Genomic DNA, 19,643 nt, shown 5'->3' with positions numbered 1-19,643 from the left:
CATCACGCATACCGGTGCCTGCTGCTCGAAACGCTTCATCACCTCGTCAAACATCCCTTCGTACCCGTCGTCCTTGAACAGGTCGCCAGGTTACCAGGTTTGCCGCGCAAAGACCTTGAAAGGGCTGGTTCTAAAAGGTTAGTGGACGCTTGAAGTCACCGCGCTGTTGTCGGCCATTCACGCCCGACAACAGCAGTGACCTGCTACTCGAGGGCGTTGAATCAGATGTTGGTGCTGGACGTTTGATCCGTCAACAATGCAACTATCGACTATTGCGGGATGGCTGTCGCGCCGCTTTTGTTCGAGACTTCGGCGCAATCTTCTCGGTGTCTTCGATCGCGGGAGCGTTCAATTCTTCTAACAGGGCCAACGTGCGCAGACAGAACTCTGTACCGCTTGCCCGCTCGGCTTCCGTAAAGTGCGCCATCGCAGGTGCGATGGAAGACTCTTCCGCCAGTTTCACGATGGCTTTTTCGACAACGTCCAGGCCCTTCCTGGTCAGATGAACGATCGACCCACCGCCGTGACTGGGATCGGACTGGCGTTCGACCAGGCCAAGGCTCGCCAGCCGATCAATCTTCTTGGTTATTGCGCCCGAGGTAACGAGTAGCGAGCGATACAGATCGGTCGGTCGCTTTGCATACGGGTGGCCGCTGCGACGCAGCGCCAGCAGGACACGCATGTCTGACCCGCTGACACCCCAAAGTTCTTGCGTCATCTTGTCAAACGCAAGTTCGACAAGCGTGCCGAGGCGCATAAAATAAATCGCGAGCAAGAAGTTCGAAAGATCCAGATTTCTGTATTCCCGCTGCCACTGCAAGGTGATGAAATCGACATGGCTGCTACCCGGAGAATGTGGGTGCACGGCAGGCTCCGCCTGGGTCGAGACAGACTTCTTGCGGGTTCGAGCGGACATGGCTCGTTTCGTGGCGGTTTGGCTCATCTAGAAGGCTTCCTGGGAAGGTCATACAATTTCAACCGATTGTAACAAGGGTTGCGAAGCTTGTACGTTAAGGCCTCGCGGCGTGGCGTTAGTCGCCTGAGGCGCAAGCGCCTGCCTCGACGAAATCGAAATGACGGATCCGTAAATAGGCAGGATGAAACGGCGATTAGTGCGTCACAAGGAGCGGTCTTCCCAGACTCACCGCTTTTAGGCGACGTTCGGGCACAGCATCTGACAATGCCTCCGCCCGAATGCCGATCAATCACTAACCTCCTCCCAGCCACGATCGAGTTGGCTCCCCGATACGCAGATCGCGAATCGAAACAACATGAAAGCTTCCTGACGCCAATCATTCATACGTGCGTGATTGAATGGTTGGCGCTTGTTGTAATGCAAGCTCCGCGTGGCCCCCTGTTGTCAGATCGGATCAGCGTTGTCAAGCAGGTTGGATAAGCCGTCCCGGGCGCCGCGGTTATCTTTGCGTAACACTACTGGGAGCCACACAATGCTTTGGCGTCGGATTGCCCTTTTTTCGCTCACGGCTGTTGCGCTTGCAACGACGGCTGCATGGAGCGCCAGCGACGACCACGACGGGGACCAGCATGACTCCCGGCGGGATGAAGTCCATACAGCCACACCCATTAAGCATCTGGTAGTGATCTATGGCGAGAACGTATCGTTCGATCACTACTTCGCGACCTACCCGCATGCGGCAAATCCGCCTGGAGAACCTGCGTTTGCAGCGCAAGCCGGCACGCCAGAGGTGAACGGCTTATCGGGCACGTTGTTGACGGCCAACCCGAACTTTACGAACTCCGCCAATGGCACGGGCGCGGCCAATCCGTTCCGTCTCGATCGCACGCAGGCGGCCACAGCCGACCAGAACCATGCGTATACGGCTGAGCAGCAGGCATACGATAACGGCAAGGCAGACCTCTTTCCGAAATACACGGGCCGCGGCACCAGCGGCGGCGCCGGCGCGTTCGGCACGGCCGGCCAGGTGATGGGTTACTACGACGGCAATACGGTCACGGCGCTCTGGAACTATGCGCAGAACTTCGCGATGAGCGATAACGCCTATACATCGACATATGGTCCGTCGACGCCGGGTGCGCTCGAAGTCGTCTCAGGACAGACCAACGGCATGAAAGTCGTCCTGACGTCGAAGCAGCCCTCGACGGCCGGCTCGTATTACGTCAACGACGGCCAAGGCGGATTCACGATGATCAACGACGTCGATCCTGCCTACGACCTGTGCTCGAGTACCACCGATACCGCGCAGATGACCGGTAAGAACATCGGCGACCTGCTCAACGCGCGCAACATTACGTGGGGCGGCTTCATGGGCGGCTTCAATCTGTCGACCACGAACAGCAACGGAACGACAGGCTGCACACGCAGCACAACGTCACAAGTGGTCGGCGCCGCCACGGCCGACTACATTCCGCACCACAACTGGTTCCAGTACTACGCGTCGACGTCAAACCCGCAGCATTTGCGTCCCAGTTCGGTGTCGGCCATCGGGCATACGTACGGGGCACATCGCTCGACCGTCGATCCCGCGAATCACCAGTACGATATCGACGATTTCTATAGTGCTGTTCAAGCTGGCAATTTCCCTGCGGTGAGCTTCCTGAAGGCGCCTGCCTATCAGGACGGTCACGCCGGGTACTCGGACCCGCTTGACGAGCAAGCGTTCGTTACGAAGGTCGTCAACTTCCTGCAACAGCAACCGGATTGGCGTGACACGGCCGTTATCGTGGCATGGGATGACTCCGACGGCTGGTACGACCACGCATACGCGCTGCCGACGAGCGCTTCGTTCGACTCGGTCGCGGATCAGTTGACCGGCCCAGGTATTTGCGGCTCAGGCACCGGACCCGACGGGTTGAATGGCAAACCGGTGAACGGCCGGTGCGGTCCCGGTACCCGCATCCCGTTTGTTGTGATTTCGCCATGGGCGAAACAGAACTACGTCGACCATACGCCGATCGATCAGTCGTCAGTAGTGCGTTTCATCGAAGACAACTGGCTTGATGGCAACCGGATCGGAGGCGGCTCGTTCGACGCGAAGGCGGGCAGTATCACGGGTATGTTCGATTTCAACCGCCGCCACGATGAGCACCGGGAGACCAGGCTCTACCTCGATCCGACCTCTGGCTTGCCCGTCAAGACGCCTCCATCCATCTGACACGTAACGCTTGTCCTTGCGACGATGAATGTCTTGCGCTGCAGCCCGCTATCGCCGGGCCGCTTCATTTTCTTCCGCCTGAATCGCCAACGAGTTGCCCTTTCAGCAGCGCCTCGAGCCAGTCGGCGAACACCTGAACCCTGCGCGATAAATGCTGCCGGTGCGGATAGAGCAAGGTCATCGGCATCGGCGCAGCCCGGTATTCGGGCATCACCTCGATCAGTTCGCCGGCGCGCAGATGCTGCTGCACATCGTACGCAGGAATCTGGATCAAGCCGAGTCCCGCAAGGCAGCACGCGATATACGCCTCGGCGCTGTTGACGCTCACGCGGCCTTGCGTTGTCAACGTCCTCACGGTTTCGCCATCGAGCCACTCCCAGGGCGCGATACGGCCGCTCGATGGCGACGCATAGTGGACGGCCTGGTGGGTTACCAGATCGCCGGGCGTGCGAGGCGTGCCGCGCTGGGACAAATAGCGTGGGCTCGCAACATTGATCAACGGCAGATTGCCGATGGGTCGCGCGATCGTGCCGGAATCGTGCAGCTTGCCCACGCGAAGCGCGCAATCGACGCGCTCTTCGACAAGGTCGATCGCGCGATCGGTCAGGCCCAGCTCGATATCGATTTTCGGAAACGCGACGAGGACTTCCGGCAGCGCGGGTGCGATGATCAGCCGGCCGATACGGCCCGGCACGTCGACGCGCAGCACGCCGCTCGGTCCTACCGATGTCTGCCGGAACAGGTTCTCGGTTTCCTCGACATCGGCGATCAGGCGCAGGCAGCGCTCATAGAGCGCGGCGCCGTCCTGAGTCGGCGACACCTTACGCGTGGTCCGATGCAGCAGCCGGGCGCCGATCCGCCCTTCCAGCTCCTGAATCGCCGCGGATACCGACGAGCGAGGCAAGCCGAGCGTGTCCGCCGCACGCGTGAAATTCGCGCATTCGACAACGCGCGCGAACACGCGAAACAGGTCAATACGATCCACGGTCCTTTTCCACTGTTCGACTTTTCTGACCAGTGATGTCAGAAACAGTAGGTTTAAATGATTTTCCTGGAATATATCATCCAGCAGAGTGAGAGGCTGCATCGGGCGGCTTCGGTACTGGGGATGGACCATGGCAAACCACAGCATCAAAGGCAAAACCGTCGTCATTGCGGGCGGGGCAAAAAATCTCGGTGGACTGATTGCACGGGATCTCGCCGCACAAGGCGCCAAGGCAGTGGCGATCCACTACAACAGCGCGAGTTCGAAGGCCGCAGCAGACGAGACACTTGCCGCGATCGAGGCGGCCGGCGCCAAGGCGGTCGCTTTCCAGGCCGATCTGACCTCGGCCGGCGCGATCGAGAAGCTGTTCGCGGATGTTGTCGCCGCCGTCGGCCGCCCCGATATTGCGATCAATACGGTAGGCAAGGTGTTGAAGAAGTCGTTCGTGGACATCACCGAGGCTGAGTACGATGAAATGACGGCGGTAAATTCAAAGTCCGCGTTCTTCTTCCTCAAGGAAGCAGGCAAGCACGTCAATGACAACGGCAAGATCGTTACGCTCGTCACGTCGCTGCTTGGCGCGTTCACACCGTTTTACGCTGCGTATGCGGGCACCAAGGCGCCGGTCGAGCATTTCACGCGCGCGGCGGCCAAGGAATTCGGCGCGCGCGGCATCTCGGTGACAGCCATCGGACCCGGACCCATGGACACGCCGTTCTTCTATCCCGCCGAAGGCGCGGACGCGGTGGCTTACCACAAGACCGCCGCCGCACTTTCACCGTTCTCCACGACTGGTTTGACCGATCCAGGGGATGTGGTGCCCTTCATCCGCCATCTGGTCAGCGACGGGTGGTGGATTACGGGGCAGACCATTCTGATCAACGGTGGCTATACGACCAAATAAGCGACCAAGTAAGGGGCCAAATTCATGACTTACGGAAAGACCAATAGCTCAGAGCCGCCTTAGGCCGAGAGCGCAGCAGCAGATAGAAGGCGGCAACGTGCGTAATCATCAGCACAGGCACGTAGATGATCGGAATCGCGTACGTAGTGCGAAAAAACTCTCCTGCACGCGCAGGAAGATCGGCCTGGATAGCGTGGACGTAGTCGACGATGAGGTCGGTGGTTCCCACAAGATTGAAGGCCACGACAAACAACCAGAAGAGCGGGCGTCTTCCTGCTGCGAGTAGCGCCAGCATCGCCAGAACGCCCGTTGCGAAGTCGCCGTATGCGGCGAACGCGGCGAAGCTGGCAGGCAGGTCGGGACTGACGACGCCCGGCAGCATGAAGACCAGCCCGAAGAAACGGAAGCTGTGCAGTGTGGCGATGGCGCGTTGCGCTTCGAATGGATCCATCGACTTGAGCCTGGGCCAGATGTATACGCGAAAGCAAAGCAGCCAGGCGACATAGCCCAGAACAAGCTGCGTTTGGAAGATAAGTTCCGGTGACATGTTGCCTCCAGTCAGGTGTTGTCGGGCGCGTTGAAGGATAGGAAGGAGATCAGCCGGCGCGTCGTCGGATCAACTGGCGCAGCGAGAGCGCGTGCAGCAGGATCGAGCCTGGCACCAAGGGGTGGCGGCCATCAGCGGTTCTCCAGGTGAATTCAGGGCTTCGTGGATGCGGCCTCGAACACCGCGGTGAGAATGCCGAGTCGGCCTTCCAGGAGATTTCGCGCCAGGTTGGTGAAAAGCTCTGCGAAGTCCGGCCCCATCACCACGCCGAGATTTGGCGAGGGCAGCGGGCCTGACGCGCGCTGCTGGGTAAACCAGGCCTTTGCGGTCTCGGTGTCGTCTTGCCATGCCAGTGTGCGGAAACCTGCTTGTTCGATCGCTTCGCGCGTCGCATCGGCCGTCAGGAGAAAGCTTGCTGTCGGCGTTCGCGCCCAGGGAACGGGGTAGTACGGTTCGCTGCCGTTTGCGACGACGTCGAACGTCGCAAACCTGCCGCATGGCTTCAGCACGCGTTCGATCTCGCGGTAAAGACGTGCGCGCTCGGAGATGTTCATCGCCACGTGCTGCAGCAATACGGCGTCGAAACGGCTGCCTTCGAAGGGAAGTTCCAGCGCGCTGGCGGTATGGAACGAAACCTGTTCGCTCTGCCCTGTGCGCCGGGTGAGATAGCGTGCGGCATCCACGAACGGTTCGCTGAGGTCGATGCCCGTCACCCGGCAGCCATAGGTTGCCGCCAGAAAACGGGCCGGCCCGCCAATGCCCGAACCGACGTCCAGCACCGACATATCGGCGGTGATCCCGGCCAATTTGGCAAGCTCGGTGGTGGCAGCAAGCCCACGTGTGTGAAACTGGTCGAGGGCGCCCAGTTGCTGCGGTGTGAGCCGCTGATCTTCCGGCCCAAAGACCGTGAGCGCCATCTTCAGCCGCTCGGTCAGGCCGGTCGCGCGATAGTGATCTCGCACGCCATCAAGTGCATCAGTCATTGCGGAGTTCCTCCACGGTCTTAGCGGATTGTTCAGGGCTTGCGAGTCGACATCGGCATGACCCCTCGTCTGCAGGTGTAGGTGTACCATGGCCTCTCGCGAGCGACTATTCATCACAATGTTGACGGGCTATGAAGCAGAACTTCACAGTCAGGCAAGGCGCGCTCGATGGCGTGGAGGTGTTCCTGAGCGTCGCCCAGCATCGCAGTTTTCGCCGGGCAGCCGCGGAACTCGGAGTGACACCGTCCGCCGTCAGCCAGACGGTGCGTGTACTTGAAGCGCGAATTGGCGCAGCGCTCTTCATACGCACCACGCGTAGCGTCGGCCTCACCGAAGCTGGCGAACGGTTTCTTTCGCACGCAAAGCCTGCTTTCGACGAGCTTGTCGCCGCGAGTGAGGTGGCGCGCGGACTTGGCCAACGGCCCACCGGATTGTTGCGTCTTTCAGTGCCGCGCGCGGTGGTGCCGATCCTGCTGGAACCACTCATTGCATCCTTCTGCCAGGCTTATCCCGAGGTCGAAGTGGAGATCGCCACCAGCAAGGAGCTGATCGATCTTGCAGCGGAAGGGTTCGACGCCGGAATCCGGCTCGGTCAGTTCGTCGACGCCGACATGGTCGCGGTACCGTTGACGCCGCCGTTTCGTCTCATCGTCGTGGGCAGCCCTGCTTACTTCGCAGGGCGCACCCGCCCCATGCACACGGACGATCTGCGCCAACACGCATGCTTGCGGTGGCGACGATCCGGCGGCGCGCTTGCGCTATGGTCATTCAACGACAACGGCCACGCGATCGAGATCGCCGTATCCGGCCCGCTCATCGCCAACGATTTTTCCACCATGCTTGGTGCGGCGGTCGAAGGTATGGGCCTTGCCCAGTTGCCTGAGCCGATGGCCGCTGAAGGGTTGAGGACGGGAAAACTGGTGCACGTGCTGGAGCCGTTCGCGCCGGTGATACCGGGCGTGTTTCTCTACTATCCAGGCCGCCGGCAGATGACGCCGAAGTTGCGCGCATTCATTGATCATGTGAAGAGCCGCCCGGCGGGCCAAGGCAACGTGACGTCAGCTCCTGGTCTTCCATCGTCGACATAGCTACGGCGACACATCCCTTCAACGCGTGACATCCGTTACGTCTTCGCGACGCGCTTGCCCTTGGCGGTCGCTTCGTTGTTCGCAAACAGTTCGGTGAGCCAATCGATGAACACGCGAGCTTTCGTGCTCAGGTGCCGATTGGGTTGATAGGCAACAAAAACGGGAACGGGATCCGATACCCAGTCGCTCAGGACCGCTTCGAGTGCGCCGCTTTGCAGGTGTGTTGTGGCGGAAAACGTCAACGCATGGACGACGCCGAGACCCGCCAGGCCAATGGTCAGACACGCCATGATGTCGTTGGCGGTCAGTCCGCGCCGGTTCTGTACTTCCACGCGTTCACGATCTTTCGTCACCACAATCGGAAACGGTCGATTGGTTCGCGAGGCAATGGTTCGGATGACGACGTGACCATGCTCAAGGTCCGAAGGATGCGAAGGCCGTCCGTGCCTGTCCCAGTACGCTGGTGTCGCACACAGGATTTGTTTAACGGCGCCGATCTGTCGCGCGACGAGTGACTGATCGAAGATTTCCCCCGCGCGCACGACGCAATCGACGTTTTCCGCTATGAGGTCGACCGGACGATCGCTGATCCCGAACTCGATCTCGATGTCCGGATAACGCTCGACGAACGCCGGCAACGCGGGAAGTATCACCGACAGAGCCAATGGCACGGGCAGATCGACGCGCAAGCGTCCTCGCGGGTTGGTCTTCGCGCGCGACATCGTGCCCTCGAGCTCCGCGAGATCGCTCATCAACTGTAGCGCGCGCTCGTAGTACGCGGCGCCGTCCGCTGTCGTCGAGACCTTGCGCGTCGTGCGGTTGAGCAGCTTTGTGCCCAGTTCGGCTTCGAGTGACGCGATCAGACGGCTGACGGCCGTCTTCGGCAAATCGAGGACCTGCGCAGCCTTGGTGAAGGTGCCGCTTTCGACCACTCGAATAAACGCCTGCATGGCGTGAAACTTGTCCACGGTCTGACTCCTCGCTGTCCCAACCCAACCTGCCTGATTGTTTCACTGTAGAAACAATGTGGAATCGTAGCAGCGATTTATCCGCCTGCACGTTCTCGGTATCGTTCACCCATCGCCACACGAACTTCAACGGCGCGTCGAACGGCCCAAGCGGTCTTCGCCCTGCTTTCGCAGCTACGCCGAAGTTCATCTTGAACAGGGCAATATCCATGTCTATCACCAAAGAAACGCATGTCTCGGACCGCCCGAAAGCGGTGGTTATCGGAGTCGGGCCGGAGCAAGGTCTCGGCGCGGGCCTGTCTCGCCGATTCGCCGCAGAGGGGCGTCACGTCATCATCGCGGGGCGCACCGAAGCGAAGATCGAACGGGTACGCGAGAGCATTGTCGAGGCGGGCGGCTCCGCGAGCACGGTCGTCATGGACGTGACGAACGAAGCGGATGTGATCCGGTTGTTCGACATCGCGATGCAGGCAGACGAGCGTGGCGGCAGTGCCGACCTCATTGCCTACAACGCAGGTAACAACCAGCCTCTGGATCTGCGAACGATGGAAGCGGACGTCTTCGAATCGTTCTGGCGGCTCAACTGTTTTGGCGGGTTTCTCGTGGGTCGCGAGGCCGCACGGCGCTTTGTGCCCCTCGGCCGAGGGTCGATTCTTTTCAGCGGGGCGACGGGCGCGCTTCGAGGCTTGCCAAACTTCGCCCACTTCGCGTCGAGCAAGGCCGGCTTGCGCATGCTAGCTCAAAGCATGGCGCGCGAATTCGGCCCGCTCGGGTTGCACGTCGCCCATGTCGTGATCGACGGTGGCATCGACGGAGAACGGGTGCATACGCGCTTCGCCGAGCATGTCGAACGGAAGGGCCTCGACGGACTGCTCGATATCGACGCCATCGCCGATGCATTCTGGTCGCTTCACCGCCAGCACCGTTCCGCGTGGACGCACGAACTCGATCTGCGCCCCTTCAAAGAAGCGTTCTAAACGATCACGAACCTCAACACAGTCAATTTCGAAGAGTCAATGATGAAACTTATCGGCCCATGGTTTTCCGGCTATACCCGCCGGGTCGGCATCACACTAAAGCTGCTCGGCATGCCGTTCGAGCATCTGCCCTATCACGCCTATGAGCAGCAGGATCTTATCCGTCCGTACAGCCCGATGGTGAAGGTGCCGGCGCTTGCGCTTGACGACGGCACGATTCTCTACGACAGCACAGGCATCATCGAATATCTGCACGAAGAAGTCGGAGCAGAACGCGCCTTGCTCGCGCCCTCCGGCGTGAATCGGCGCGACGCTTTGCAGTTCATCGGTATCGCATCCGCGATCTACGGAAAGCTCAGCGATATGTATGACGAGTCGATCCGTCCCCCCGAGCATCAGATCGCCACGATCGTCGCATCGCTGCGCGAGCAGGCGTTGGCGGGATTTCAAATGCTCGAATCGAGAGCCAGTAACGGCTGGCTGGTGGGCGATGCGCTGTCTCAAGCCGATGTGATGGTCGTGATTACCTGGCAATCCGCATCATTGGCGTTTATGCCCGACGTCGTTCATCCGGCTGCTTTTCCCAAGCTTGCCCGATTGGCCGAGCGCGCGATGGAAATAGACGCGTTCTCCAGTACGCTACCTTTCAAGGGATAGGGATAGGGACAGCGCGCGCGGCTTCGGCCGCGTGTGCTATTTCTTTTGCTGCTCCCGTGCTTTGCGGACAGGCGTTGCCGTGTCCGCAAACAGATCGATCACTACCCCGCGCAGCCAGCGATTGCCTTCGTCCTGCTGGACTCGCGTGTGCCAAAGCAGATGGATCGGTGCGGCGGGCAGCGTCATGGGCAGCGCGCGCAGGCTGAGCGAGAAAGGGGTTGCCAGTTGAAGGGCAAGCCGCTCCGGCACCGTGGCGATCAGATCGGTGCGTTGCAGGATGTAGCCCACGCTCATGAAGTGCGGCACCGTCAGTCGCACCTGACGCTGTACACCGCGCCGTTTCAGCCATTCGTCCACCTGCCCGTGGCCGGTGCCGGCCGCCACGACTACAAGATGCTCAGCCTCGCGCCACGCAGCGAGCGTGAGCGGCGCGTCCTCGAGCGGATGCCCGCGCCTGAACAGGCAGACATAGCGCTGATCAAACAGGCGGCGCTGATAGAAACCACCCTTGAGCTGCGGCAGCAAGCCAATGGCCAGATCGACGCGGCCGTCGGCCATTTCGTTGCTCAGATTGACGCTTGTATCGCGCACGGTATTGAGTGCGACGCCCGGCGCGATGTGCGACAGTCGTTCGAGCAGCGCGGGCAGAAAAACAACTTCACCGATATCGGTCATGCCGATCGTCATGGTGCGCATCGCGCGCAGCGGATCGAAACCCGTCACCGGATTGAGTGCGGCGTGCAGCGTGGCGAGCGCCTGCGAGACCGGTTCCGCGAGACGCAGCGCGAATGGCGTGGGCACCACGCCGCCCGGCCCGCGCACGAACAAGGGATCGCCTAGCCGGCGACGCAGCTTGGCGAGCGCGTTGCTAACGCCGGGCTGGCTCATGTTCATCTGCTCGGCGACGGTCGCCACGCGCCGTTCCTGCATGAGCCGCTGGAAGAGCAGCAGCAGATTGAGGTCGATTTCGCTCAGTTCCATGATTCACGCCTATCCGGGTCTCATTCAATCCAGTGATGAAGTAGATTCATTTCATCTTATTGAGGAATGAAGGTCTAGTGCTGAAAATACTGACACGGCACGCGCATTCGACATGGCGCCCGGAAATGCCATGGCGGACCACACCCATAAATCTGGATATCGGAGACACAGTCATGAAGCAGATGGATCTAAAGATTGCGATCGTCGGCGCAGGCGTCGGCGGCCTTACGCTTGCGCTCGCGCTGCGCGAGCACGGAATCGATGCGCAACTCTACGAGCAAACCGAAGAGCTGCGCGAAGTGGGCGCGGCCGTCGCGCTCTCGGCCAACGCAACGCGCTTCTACGAGCGCATGGGACTGCGTGCGGACTTCGAGAAGCTGTGCGCGGAGGTGCCGGGCCTCGTCTATCGCGACGGACGCAGCGGCGAGGTCATCGGTCACCATCGCGGCACGCCCAGTTCTCGCGAGCTGTTCGGCGGCTCGTACTGGGGCATTCATCGTGCCGATCTGCAGGCGGTACTGTCCAGAGCCGTCGGCCTTGAGCGCATCAAGCTCAGCCATCGGCTGGTCGATCTCATGCAGCACGCGGATCGCGTAAGTCTTGCGTTCGATAACGGTCAGCGCATCGACGCCGACCTCGTGATCGGCGCCGACGGGGCGCGCTCGATCACGCGGCGCTGGATGCTTGGCTATGACGACGCCCTGTATTCGGGTTGCTCGGGCTTTCGCGGTGTGGTGCCGGCTGAACGCATGGACCTGCTGCCCGATCCCGAGACCATCCAGTTCTGGGTCGGACCCGGCGGCCATCTGCTGCACTATCCCATCGGCGACAAAGGCGACCAGAATTTCCTGCTGGTCGAGCGGCATCCATCGCCGTGGCCGTTACGCGACTGGGTCATGCCCGCCAGCGAGGGCGAACAACTCCGTCTGTTCAAGGACTGGCATCCGGCCGTCGTGCAGATGATTACGGCTGTGCCGGTCAGTCAGCGCTGGGGATTGTTCCACCGTCCCCCGCTCGGCCGCTGGAGCAAAGGCCGCGTGACGCTGATCGGCGATGCCGCGCATGCGCTTGTGCCGCATCACGGCCAGGGCGCCAATCAGTCGATTGAAGATGCGGTGGTGCTGGCCGCTCAATTGGCCGCGGCGGGTCCAGGCAATTGGCGCGCGGCGCAGGAAGCCTACGAGCGTCTACGCCGGGGCCGCACGCGCAAGGTGCAGTACGCGTCGATCACCACTGCAGACGTGCTGCATTTGCCCGACGGGCCGGCGGCGCAGGCCCGCAACGCCCGCCTCGGCGCGCGCGACAGCGTGTTGAACCACCTGGACTGGATTCACGATTTCGATGCGCTTACGGAAGAACCGAGTGAGCGGCAGGGTGGCACCTGGCTTTGAGTAAGTCCTGCTTTACGGTTGATAGCACTCGGAGGAGCCGCCCGTCTTGTATCGCATAGGCGAATGCAACTGTGTTGGTAGGCGCAAAGGCACTGTACATGTCAAACGAAAGGCTTCAGCTTCAGAATGGTCAATCGCTGTATTGAGCCCCGCAGCATGCTGACGCACGGTGGAGTCGCCATTAAAGGGCGATAGCGCGTCTATCGGTGCGGCGTAACGGCTATCCGACGAACTTCGTCGCCCACTTCGCTGAGAAAACTCTCATGGATCGTCCGCAGGCAGTTCCAACGCAGCAGGTATTGAATGAACGCGTGATTGTCACCGAGTGGCGATTTGCGCCCGGTGCTGAGACCGGCTGGCATGTTCATGGACATGACTATGTCGTGGTACCGCAAACGGATGGTCAACTTCTCCTCGAGACATCACAAGGCAACCGGGAATCGCAGTTGCGCGCCGGGCAAAGTTACGCGGGGTTGAAGGGAGTGGAACACAACGTCGTCAACGCGACCGACCACGAGGTGGTATTTATCGAGGTGGAGATTCGCTGAGGCAGCTCCTGACGAAAGGCACAGACGAATAGCCACTTGTGGTCGAACTCAGCCGGATGACGAGCGGCTCAATCAGGCCAAGTGCTTAACCATGAACACCCGCTTTAAACCTTTCTCCTCGGCCCGGTGCGTCTCCGTATAGCCGATGCGAGAGTAAAGCGCGATATTTTCCGTCATGCTCTCGTGCGTGTAGAGCCTGATGACGCGACAGCCGGCCACTCTGGCCGAGCGTTCAGCGAATTCCAGCAGGCTGCGGCCTAGTCCCGTTCCCTTGGCAGCAGGTGCTACGGCCACGTTGTCCAGTAGCATCGCGTCCTGCTCCGGGATGAGCACAACAATGCCCTGTATGGCGCCTTCCAGCTCGACAACGTAGACTCTGCCCTCGCCGATCAAGACTTCATAGTCGTCCAGCATCGGTCCCGGTGGCCGCCCGATACGAGAGATATAAGGCGAGTAGGCCTGTCTAACGATTTCCTCAATAGCTTGGAGGTCGGCAAGAACGGCGAGGCGGGGATCGGGATGCATTGTCATGTTTCGCAAGTATTCGGCAGAAAGCGTGGTCGTGAATATGGTAGCTCTTTCATAAGGCAACGCTCCGGCTTTGACCAGCAAGCCGCAACGCATCGACAGCCATGCCCTCCCATCGCCAATTAACTTTTACTTATACCCCCACGTTTTTGGCTGATTAGACGCGAACAATTCGGCTACCGACTATCGGATCAATGGCGCGGCCTGCCCTCCGGCTTGCAGCGCGCTAATCCAATGGAGGTCAGAAATGGTAGCCGATGCCCTGGTCTCGGGCGATGCCGAGATTACCCGTTTGCGTAGCACCCTCGCGGACGCCGCGTCCCGATCCAGCCACCAGATCGTCGATCTCGCACGCGCCCTGGTAGCCGTTCCCAGCGCCTACCCGCCCGGCAATACTCACGCGGTCGTCGACCGGATCGAGGCAATGTTCGAAGGCTCCGGCGCGGAAGTCGAGCGATTCGGTACGCTCCCGCATGTCATGAACCTCGTGGTGCGCGTGCGTGGTGCGCGCCCTGGGCGTCGGCTGGTTTTCAACGGCCACCTCGACACCTTCCCGCTCGTGAATGCCCATCAATGGTCGGCCGATCCGAACGGTCAGGAACGCGACGGAAAGCTTTACGGACTGGGCGTGTCAGACATGAAGGGCGGGGTCGCCGCCATCGTGTTCGCCTTGCGTCAGCTCGCCGCTGTGAGCGACTCGTTCGCGGGCGAAGTCGTCGCCACCTTCGCTGGCGATGAAGAAAGCATGGGCACGGAAGGGACAGGCTATCTGTTGAATCATGTGCCGCACGCAGCCGGCGACGCGATGATCAGCGCCGACACCGGCTCGCCCAACGTGCTGCGTTTCGGCGAGAAAGGCATGATCTGGCTGCGTCTCGATGCAAGCGGCAAGTCGGCACACGCGGCCCATGTGCATAAGGGCGATAGCGCAATCGAGAAAATTCTCGACGCTATCCACGAACTCAAATCGGTGCGCGACTACCCGGTGAACGCGCCGGGCGAAGTCCTCGCCGCCATCGCCCGTTCGAGCGAAACATCTGAACTTATCTCCGGCGCGGGAGAGAGCGACGTTCTGCGCCAGGTCACCATCACATTCGGTACGGTCAGCGGTGGACGTCTGTCGAATCTGATCGCGGACCACGCCACCGCTACCGCCGACATCCGCTTGCCGGTCGGCGTTTCAGTCGCGGAGATCGAAAGCCGCATCAAGGAAATCGTTGTGCGCCATCCCGGCGTCTCGCTGGAGATCACGCGACGCTACGAACCGAGTTGGACCGCGCCCGATCACGAGATCATTCAAACACTCAGCCGCCATTGCGCGGCGAAGCTCGGCACACAACCGGTGGTCAACATGCGTGTCGGCGCCTCCGATGCGCGCCTTTACCGGCAGCACGGCGTACCCACCGTGGTCTGCGGCTTGACGTCCTACAACATGGGCTCGTCCGACGAGCACGTGTACGTAGACGAATTGCGCGCGCTCGGTGAAATCTTCGTGCTCACTGCTTTCGACTATCTGAGCGCACCAGCCGGCCTCTAAACCGGCCGCGCCTGTCACGAACTTCATTGCCCTCGTCGTCGGAACGCGCCGCAGATGCAGCGCTGCCCTACGCTCCTCGCATCGGAAAAGGAAATGTCATGTCCACCGATAAAGTTCCAAGTCCTGAGCAACGCAGAAAATTTCGCCGTATCCTGGCCTCCGCGCTGGTGGGCAACATGCTCGAGTTTTACGACCTGTTCGTCTACGGCTTTCTGGCTGTCATAATCGCCAAAGCTTTCTTCCCGACGGGCGACGCCTACACGTCGATGCTCGCCGCTGCCGCAACCTTCGGCGTCAGCTATTTCATCCGGCCGCTCGGCGCGATGGTTATCGGCGCATACAGCGACAGGCGTGGCCGCAAGGCGGGCATGATGCTCACCATCTGGCTGATGGGCATCGGCACGCTCGTGATCGCCTGCGCCCCCACCTACGCGACATTCGGCGTTGTCGGTACCTTGATCCTCGTGCTCGGCAAAGTCCTGCAGGGCTTCTCCGCGGGTGGCGAATTCGGCTCGACCGTCTCCTTCGTCACGGAGCACGCACCGAAGGGAATGAAGGGGTACTTTGCGAGTTATCAGGTGGTCGGGATTGGCCTCGCCACGGGCCTCGCGAGTATCGTCGGGCTCGGTGCGAACAAGCTGATGACGCCGGACACGCTGGCATCGTGGGGCTGGCGCGTGCCGTTTCTGATCGGCCTCGCGATCGTGCCGTTCGGCTACTGGATTCGCCGGCGTGTCGACGAAACACCCGAATTCAAGGTATCCAGTCACGAACGCAATCCGATCCGCGATACGTTCGCGACGGCCAAAGCACGGATCGCCGCGGCTATCGGCCTGTATTCACTCGCCGCTTCGACGAACTATCTGTTGGGCGTATTCATTCCGCTGTACGCGCAGAAGGTGTTGGGAATGAGCCCTGTCGATTCGATGTGGGGTGCGATTGGCTATTCGGCCGCACAGATCGTATTGCCACCGGTCTTCGGCGCACTGTCAGATCGTGTCGGCCGGCTTGCGCTCATCACGACGGGCACGCTGCTTACCATTGTCCTGACGATTCCTGCATTTCACCTGATGGTCGCGTCCCCCACAGTCGGCGTCTATGTTTTCTGCGTCACTGGACTGACATCGTGCGTGATGGTGTTCCAGGGTGCGATGCCCGCGTTCGTCGCGGAGCTGTTCCCGGTTAGCACGCGTACCACCAGCATCGCGGTTGTCCATAACCTGACTTTCGCCGTGTTCGGCGGTTTATCGTTGATGATCTGCACGTGGATTGCAAACGAGACCGGTAGCAAGTTCGTGCCTGCTTATTACGTCATGGTCACTGCCGTCATCGCGCTAGTCTGCATTCTCTACTTTCGCAAGCGGACCTCCCCTGCTTCTACTCGTGAGAACGTGCTGAAAAACGCCTGACGGCCCAGGTTCTCCGCGTTCCATTTTTTGATTCGCCGGATCGCACGCCCGTCGAGCTTTAGAATCTGTTGAATCCGACGAAGGCCGACATCCGGCGGGGATCCAATGAGACTCAGGCACATCGAAGTAGTGAACGCGATCCGCGTGACCGGAACGCTCAAGGCCGCGGCCGCGCTCCTGTCGCTCACCCAGCCGGCGATCACGCAAACGCTGCAGAGCGCCGAGCGCCAGTTGGGCTATCCGCTGTTCGAACGGGTGCGCGGCAAGCTCATTCCGACCCGGGAGGCGCAAACGCTGTTCCCCGAGATCATGCGGCTCGATGAGCAGTTGCAGGCGGTTCAACGGCTCGCCGAAAACCTGCGCGGCGGGACGGACGGATCGTCGATCCGCATTCTGGCCGCCCCAGCCATGGCGCAGACTGTCGTGGTGGACGCAGCACTCGCATTCAAGGCCTTGCATCCAGGCGTCAAGCTGTCCATTCGCGCGGATTACTCGGCAACCGCAGTCGCCAACATCGCGCTGATGGAAGCCGATATCGGCCTGCTGTATCACAGCGTGTCGCATCCTGCCATCAAGGAGATCGAACTGGCGTCGAGCCGGCTCGTTTGCGTGGGTCACCCGGACGTCCTCAAAAAGGCGCCTTTCATGGAGATCAGTGCGCTCGAAGGCCGCGAGATCATTGGACCTGATCCGGCCGATCCACTCGGGCGGCTATTGGCGAAACGACTCGAAGAACTCTCGGTCACAGTCCGCTCAAGCATCACCGCGCAGTCGTATCACTCCCTCGTGTCGCTCGCCGCGCGGTCGAAAGTCGTGACCATCGTCGACGAGATCGCGGCACTTTCCGCACGCGCTCAAGGGCTGAATGTCGTGCCGCTTGCACCGGAAATCGCGATTCCGGTCGTTGCGAGCGTGGCCATTAACGGCGAGCGGTCTGCGCTGGTCGAACAGTTTATGCAAGTGTGCAGGAATACGTTTCGCGCACTCGGATGAAAACGTACGCTGAATGCGGGCGTTCAGATCCCCAGTCACGGAGAATACCGCGCATCGAAGAAGGCCTACTGCACCGTCTCCGGCGTCTGCAGCAGTAGCAAAACTTCGTTATTGACATATCAGTCCAGAATACATATCCTCGAGCCATGGTTAGACCTAGAGAGTTCGATCGCGACGAGGCACTGGATCACGCAACACGCGTGTTCTGGGCGAAAGGCTACGCCTCGACTTCAACCGAAGACCTGCTCGCGGCCATGAATATCGGGCGCCAGAGTCTCTACAACGCGTTCGGTGACAAACGAAAGCTCTACCTTGAAGCGCTGGAGCGATATCAACGGGAAAGCAATGCGGGTCACCTGGAGCGCCTGAAAAGCAGCGCATCGCCACTAGCCGGTATTGAGGCGCTTTTGCTTGGCCTCATTGCCGAAGATGACGGCATACGTGCACTCGGGTGCATGGGTGTCAACGCGGTCAGTGAATTCGGGTCTGCGGATCCGGAGCTTGTGATGCTACGGAGCAAAGTAGGTCCAAGGCTTTTCAGATGCCTGGTCGAACGCATACGTGAGGGACAGGCATGCGGAGAAGTCGACCCCACCATCGAGGCCCGCGAAGCCGCCGCCTTTTTGCAGATGACAATGCAAGGTATTCAGCTCGCCGCCCGTGCAGGTAGCGATGCCAGGAGTCTGCGCGCACAGGCCAGATTTGCAATCAACCGTTTCAGACCGCGCTAGGCAGTGAAAGCCTGACGTGGTTGCTGTTCGCCCAATTATGGACTGATCTATCAACAACGGAGATGCTAGTGAACGAGAACTACGGACTTACCGGAAAGGTTGCCATTGTCTTTGGCGGCTCGCGCGGTATTGGCGCGGCTGCAGCGAGACGTCTGGCAAGAGAGGGCGCCGATGTAGCGATCACCTACGTTTCGGCGCCGGAGCGAGCGGAGGAAACGGTTGGGGCAATTGAGGCTACCGGACAGTCTGGCCTTGCAATCAAGGCTGACAGCGCGGATCCGGCAGCGATCAAGGCAGCTGTCGCGCAGACCGTGGATCACTTCGGAAAACTGGATATTGCGGTTGTCAACGCCGGCATCTTGAAGCTTGGTGACATTGCGACGGTGAGCGTGGAAGATCTTGACCGCATGCTGGATATCAACGTGCGTGGTGTCTTTCTTGCCATCCAGGCCGCTGCTGCGCGTCTCTCTGACGGCGGCCGGATCATTACGATCGGCAGCAACACAGCGGTGCGTAGCGGACATCCGGGCTCGAGCGTTTACTCAATGACGAAGGCCGCGGTTGCCGTCATGGTGAAAGGTATTGCCGTTGACCTGGCCAGCCGGGGCATCACAGTCAACAACATTCAACCCGGGCCAACTGTAACGGACATGACGGCCGATCATATCGAGGCGATCAAGCCGCTCATTCCGCTTAAGCGCGCCGGCGATCCGGATGAGATTGCCGGTCTGGTTGCCTACCTCGCCCGCAAGGAGTCGGGTTACATGACCGGCTCCAGCCTCACCATCGACGGTGGTATGGCGCTATAACCGTCTGGCGCCCTGTTCTATTTCGTTGCCCGATTTTCCGCCTGAGCGACCAGCGCCGACAAGACTTCAGGAAAATCGGAAGAAACGTCAGCGCAAATGTCGTGCGCATTCTCCCCGACTACGTTGATCTTGTAGGTGATGCGATTGCCCCCACCAGGTAGCGGTTCGATTTCATGGACCACGCGAACCACAACGTCGCCAAGCATCGTTTCGTCTGTGAACAGATGCTGCCCATCGACTTCGACGAGTTGCGACTTGATGATCTCCTGGTCAGGAAGCGTCATGGTTAGCCATGAGCCCACAGCGAAAGGACCATCAATGGAACAGGCGTGGACACCCGTATTCCAATTCTTCCAACCGGAAACGGCCTCGAAGAACTCCCAGATCACTCCTGCCGATGCGGTGGTCTCCTGGCTATAGGAGGCAGTGGCGTGCGTACTGTCGGTCATGTGAGATCCTCTAGTAAGAGCACA

20 protein-coding genes are annotated in these 19,643 nt (G+C 60.4%); 12 read left to right on the top strand and 8 right to left on the bottom strand.

Annotated features, from left to right (window positions below):
- Positions 1-262: 262 nt before the first annotated feature.
- Positions 263-943, bottom strand: coding sequence for a MarR family winged helix-turn-helix transcriptional regulator (locus FSO04_RS13990; protein WP_233464844.1), 681 nt, complete (start codon positions 941-943; stop codon positions 263-265).
- Positions 944-1,448: 505 nt separating this feature from the next.
- On the opposite strand from FSO04_RS13990, the gene FSO04_RS13985 reads away from it, so the two are divergent.
- A complete protein-coding gene (locus FSO04_RS13985; protein WP_154560245.1) occupies positions 1,449-3,134 on the top strand; it encodes a phospholipase C in 1,686 nt (561 codons plus the stop codon).
- A gap of 64 nt (positions 3,135-3,198) precedes the next feature.
- Here FSO04_RS13985 and FSO04_RS13980 read toward each other — a convergent pair whose 3' ends face one another.
- Complete coding sequence (locus FSO04_RS13980) at positions 3,199-4,119, bottom strand: LysR family transcriptional regulator (protein WP_168435677.1); 921 nt, start codon at positions 4,117-4,119, stop codon at positions 3,199-3,201.
- Between the two features lie 130 nt (positions 4,120-4,249).
- On the opposite strand from FSO04_RS13980, the gene FSO04_RS13975 reads away from it, so the two are divergent.
- Entirely contained in the window at positions 4,250-5,023 is a 774-nt protein-coding gene (locus FSO04_RS13975; RefSeq protein WP_154560243.1) for an SDR family oxidoreductase, read from the top strand.
- Between the two features lie 22 nt (positions 5,024-5,045).
- Here the strand turns inward: FSO04_RS13975 and FSO04_RS13970 are convergent, their stop codons facing one another.
- On the bottom strand, positions 5,046-5,570 hold the full coding sequence (locus FSO04_RS13970) for a hypothetical protein (RefSeq protein WP_154560242.1): 525 nt from the start codon (positions 5,568-5,570) through the stop codon (positions 5,046-5,048).
- Between the two features lie 152 nt (positions 5,571-5,722).
- The gene (locus FSO04_RS13965) at positions 5,723-6,553 is read right to left on the bottom strand and encodes a class I SAM-dependent methyltransferase (RefSeq protein WP_154560255.1); all 831 of its coding nucleotides are present in this window, start codon (positions 6,551-6,553) and stop codon (positions 5,723-5,725) included.
- Between the two features lie 131 nt (positions 6,554-6,684).
- Between FSO04_RS13965 and FSO04_RS13960 the strand changes: the two genes are divergently transcribed.
- Positions 6,685-7,641 (top strand): LysR family transcriptional regulator, encoded by a 957-nt coding sequence (locus FSO04_RS13960; protein ID WP_154560241.1) that lies wholly within the window; start codon positions 6,685-6,687, stop codon positions 7,639-7,641.
- 35 nt (positions 7,642-7,676) lie between these two features.
- Here the strand turns inward: FSO04_RS13960 and FSO04_RS13955 are convergent, their stop codons facing one another.
- On the bottom strand, positions 7,677-8,609 hold the full coding sequence (locus FSO04_RS13955) for a LysR family transcriptional regulator (protein ID WP_168435676.1): 933 nt from the start codon (positions 8,607-8,609) through the stop codon (positions 7,677-7,679).
- A gap of 209 nt (positions 8,610-8,818) precedes the next feature.
- Here FSO04_RS13955 and FSO04_RS13950 point away from each other — a divergent pair, with 209 nt between their 5' ends.
- Both FSO04_RS13950 and FSO04_RS13945 read left to right on the top strand, forming a co-directional pair.
- Complete coding sequence (locus FSO04_RS13950; RefSeq protein WP_154560240.1) at positions 8,819-9,586, top strand: SDR family NAD(P)-dependent oxidoreductase; 768 nt, start codon at positions 8,819-8,821, stop codon at positions 9,584-9,586.
- 39 nt (positions 9,587-9,625) lie between these two features.
- Positions 9,626-10,243, top strand: coding sequence for a glutathione S-transferase family protein (locus FSO04_RS13945; RefSeq protein WP_233464843.1), 618 nt, complete (start codon positions 9,626-9,628; stop codon positions 10,241-10,243).
- Between the two features lie 36 nt (positions 10,244-10,279).
- Here FSO04_RS13945 and FSO04_RS13940 read toward each other — a convergent pair whose 3' ends face one another.
- Positions 10,280-11,224 (bottom strand): LysR family transcriptional regulator, encoded by a 945-nt coding sequence (locus FSO04_RS13940; protein ID WP_154560239.1) that lies wholly within the window; start codon positions 11,222-11,224, stop codon positions 10,280-10,282.
- Positions 11,225-11,397: 173 nt separating this feature from the next.
- On the opposite strand from FSO04_RS13940, the gene FSO04_RS13935 reads away from it, so the two are divergent.
- Positions 11,398-12,615: an FAD-dependent monooxygenase gene (locus FSO04_RS13935; RefSeq protein ID WP_154560238.1), complete on the top strand. Its 1,218-nt coding sequence runs from the start codon at positions 11,398-11,400 to the stop codon at positions 12,613-12,615.
- Between the two features lie 263 nt (positions 12,616-12,878).
- Entirely contained in the window at positions 12,879-13,163 is a 285-nt protein-coding gene (locus FSO04_RS13930) for a cupin domain-containing protein (protein ID WP_154560237.1), read from the top strand.
- A gap of 72 nt (positions 13,164-13,235) precedes the next feature.
- Here the strand turns inward: FSO04_RS13930 and FSO04_RS13925 are convergent, their stop codons facing one another.
- The gene (locus tag FSO04_RS13925) at positions 13,236-13,775 is read right to left on the bottom strand and encodes a GNAT family N-acetyltransferase (RefSeq protein WP_233464842.1); all 540 of its coding nucleotides are present in this window, start codon (positions 13,773-13,775) and stop codon (positions 13,236-13,238) included.
- A gap of 163 nt (positions 13,776-13,938) precedes the next feature.
- On the opposite strand from FSO04_RS13925, the gene FSO04_RS13920 reads away from it, so the two are divergent.
- The 5 genes from FSO04_RS13920 to FSO04_RS13900 all read left to right on the top strand — a co-directional run bounded on the left by FSO04_RS13920 (position 13,939) and on the right by FSO04_RS13900 (position 19,170).
- A complete protein-coding gene (locus FSO04_RS13920; RefSeq protein WP_154560236.1) occupies positions 13,939-15,228 on the top strand; it encodes a M20/M25/M40 family metallo-hydrolase in 1,290 nt (429 codons plus the stop codon).
- A 98-nt stretch (positions 15,229-15,326) separates the two neighbouring features.
- A complete protein-coding gene (locus FSO04_RS13915) occupies positions 15,327-16,637 on the top strand; it encodes an MFS transporter (RefSeq protein WP_154560235.1) in 1,311 nt (436 codons plus the stop codon).
- Between the two features lie 105 nt (positions 16,638-16,742).
- Positions 16,743-17,630 carry a LysR family transcriptional regulator gene (locus FSO04_RS13910; RefSeq protein WP_154560234.1) on the top strand — a complete coding sequence of 296 codons (888 nt, stop codon included), beginning with the start codon at positions 16,743-16,745 and terminating at the stop codon, positions 17,628-17,630.
- A gap of 146 nt (positions 17,631-17,776) precedes the next feature.
- Positions 17,777-18,361, top strand: a complete 585-nt coding sequence (locus FSO04_RS13905) for a TetR/AcrR family transcriptional regulator (RefSeq protein ID WP_154560233.1) — start codon at positions 17,777-17,779, stop codon at positions 18,359-18,361.
- Between the two features lie 62 nt (positions 18,362-18,423).
- Positions 18,424-19,170 (top strand): SDR family oxidoreductase, encoded by a 747-nt coding sequence (locus FSO04_RS13900; protein ID WP_154560232.1) that lies wholly within the window; start codon positions 18,424-18,426, stop codon positions 19,168-19,170.
- 17 nt (positions 19,171-19,187) lie between these two features.
- Here the strand turns inward: FSO04_RS13900 and FSO04_RS13895 are convergent, their stop codons facing one another.
- Complete coding sequence (locus FSO04_RS13895) at positions 19,188-19,619, bottom strand: SRPBCC family protein (protein ID WP_154560231.1); 432 nt, start codon at positions 19,617-19,619, stop codon at positions 19,188-19,190.
- Between the last annotated feature and the right edge of the window lie 24 nt (positions 19,620-19,643).

Origin of the sequence: Paraburkholderia madseniana (assembly GCF_009690905.1) — a bacterium.
GTDB lineage: Bacteria > Pseudomonadota > Gammaproteobacteria > Burkholderiales > Burkholderiaceae > Paraburkholderia > Paraburkholderia madseniana.
This window is presented reverse-complemented; position numbering and strand designations above follow the sequence as displayed.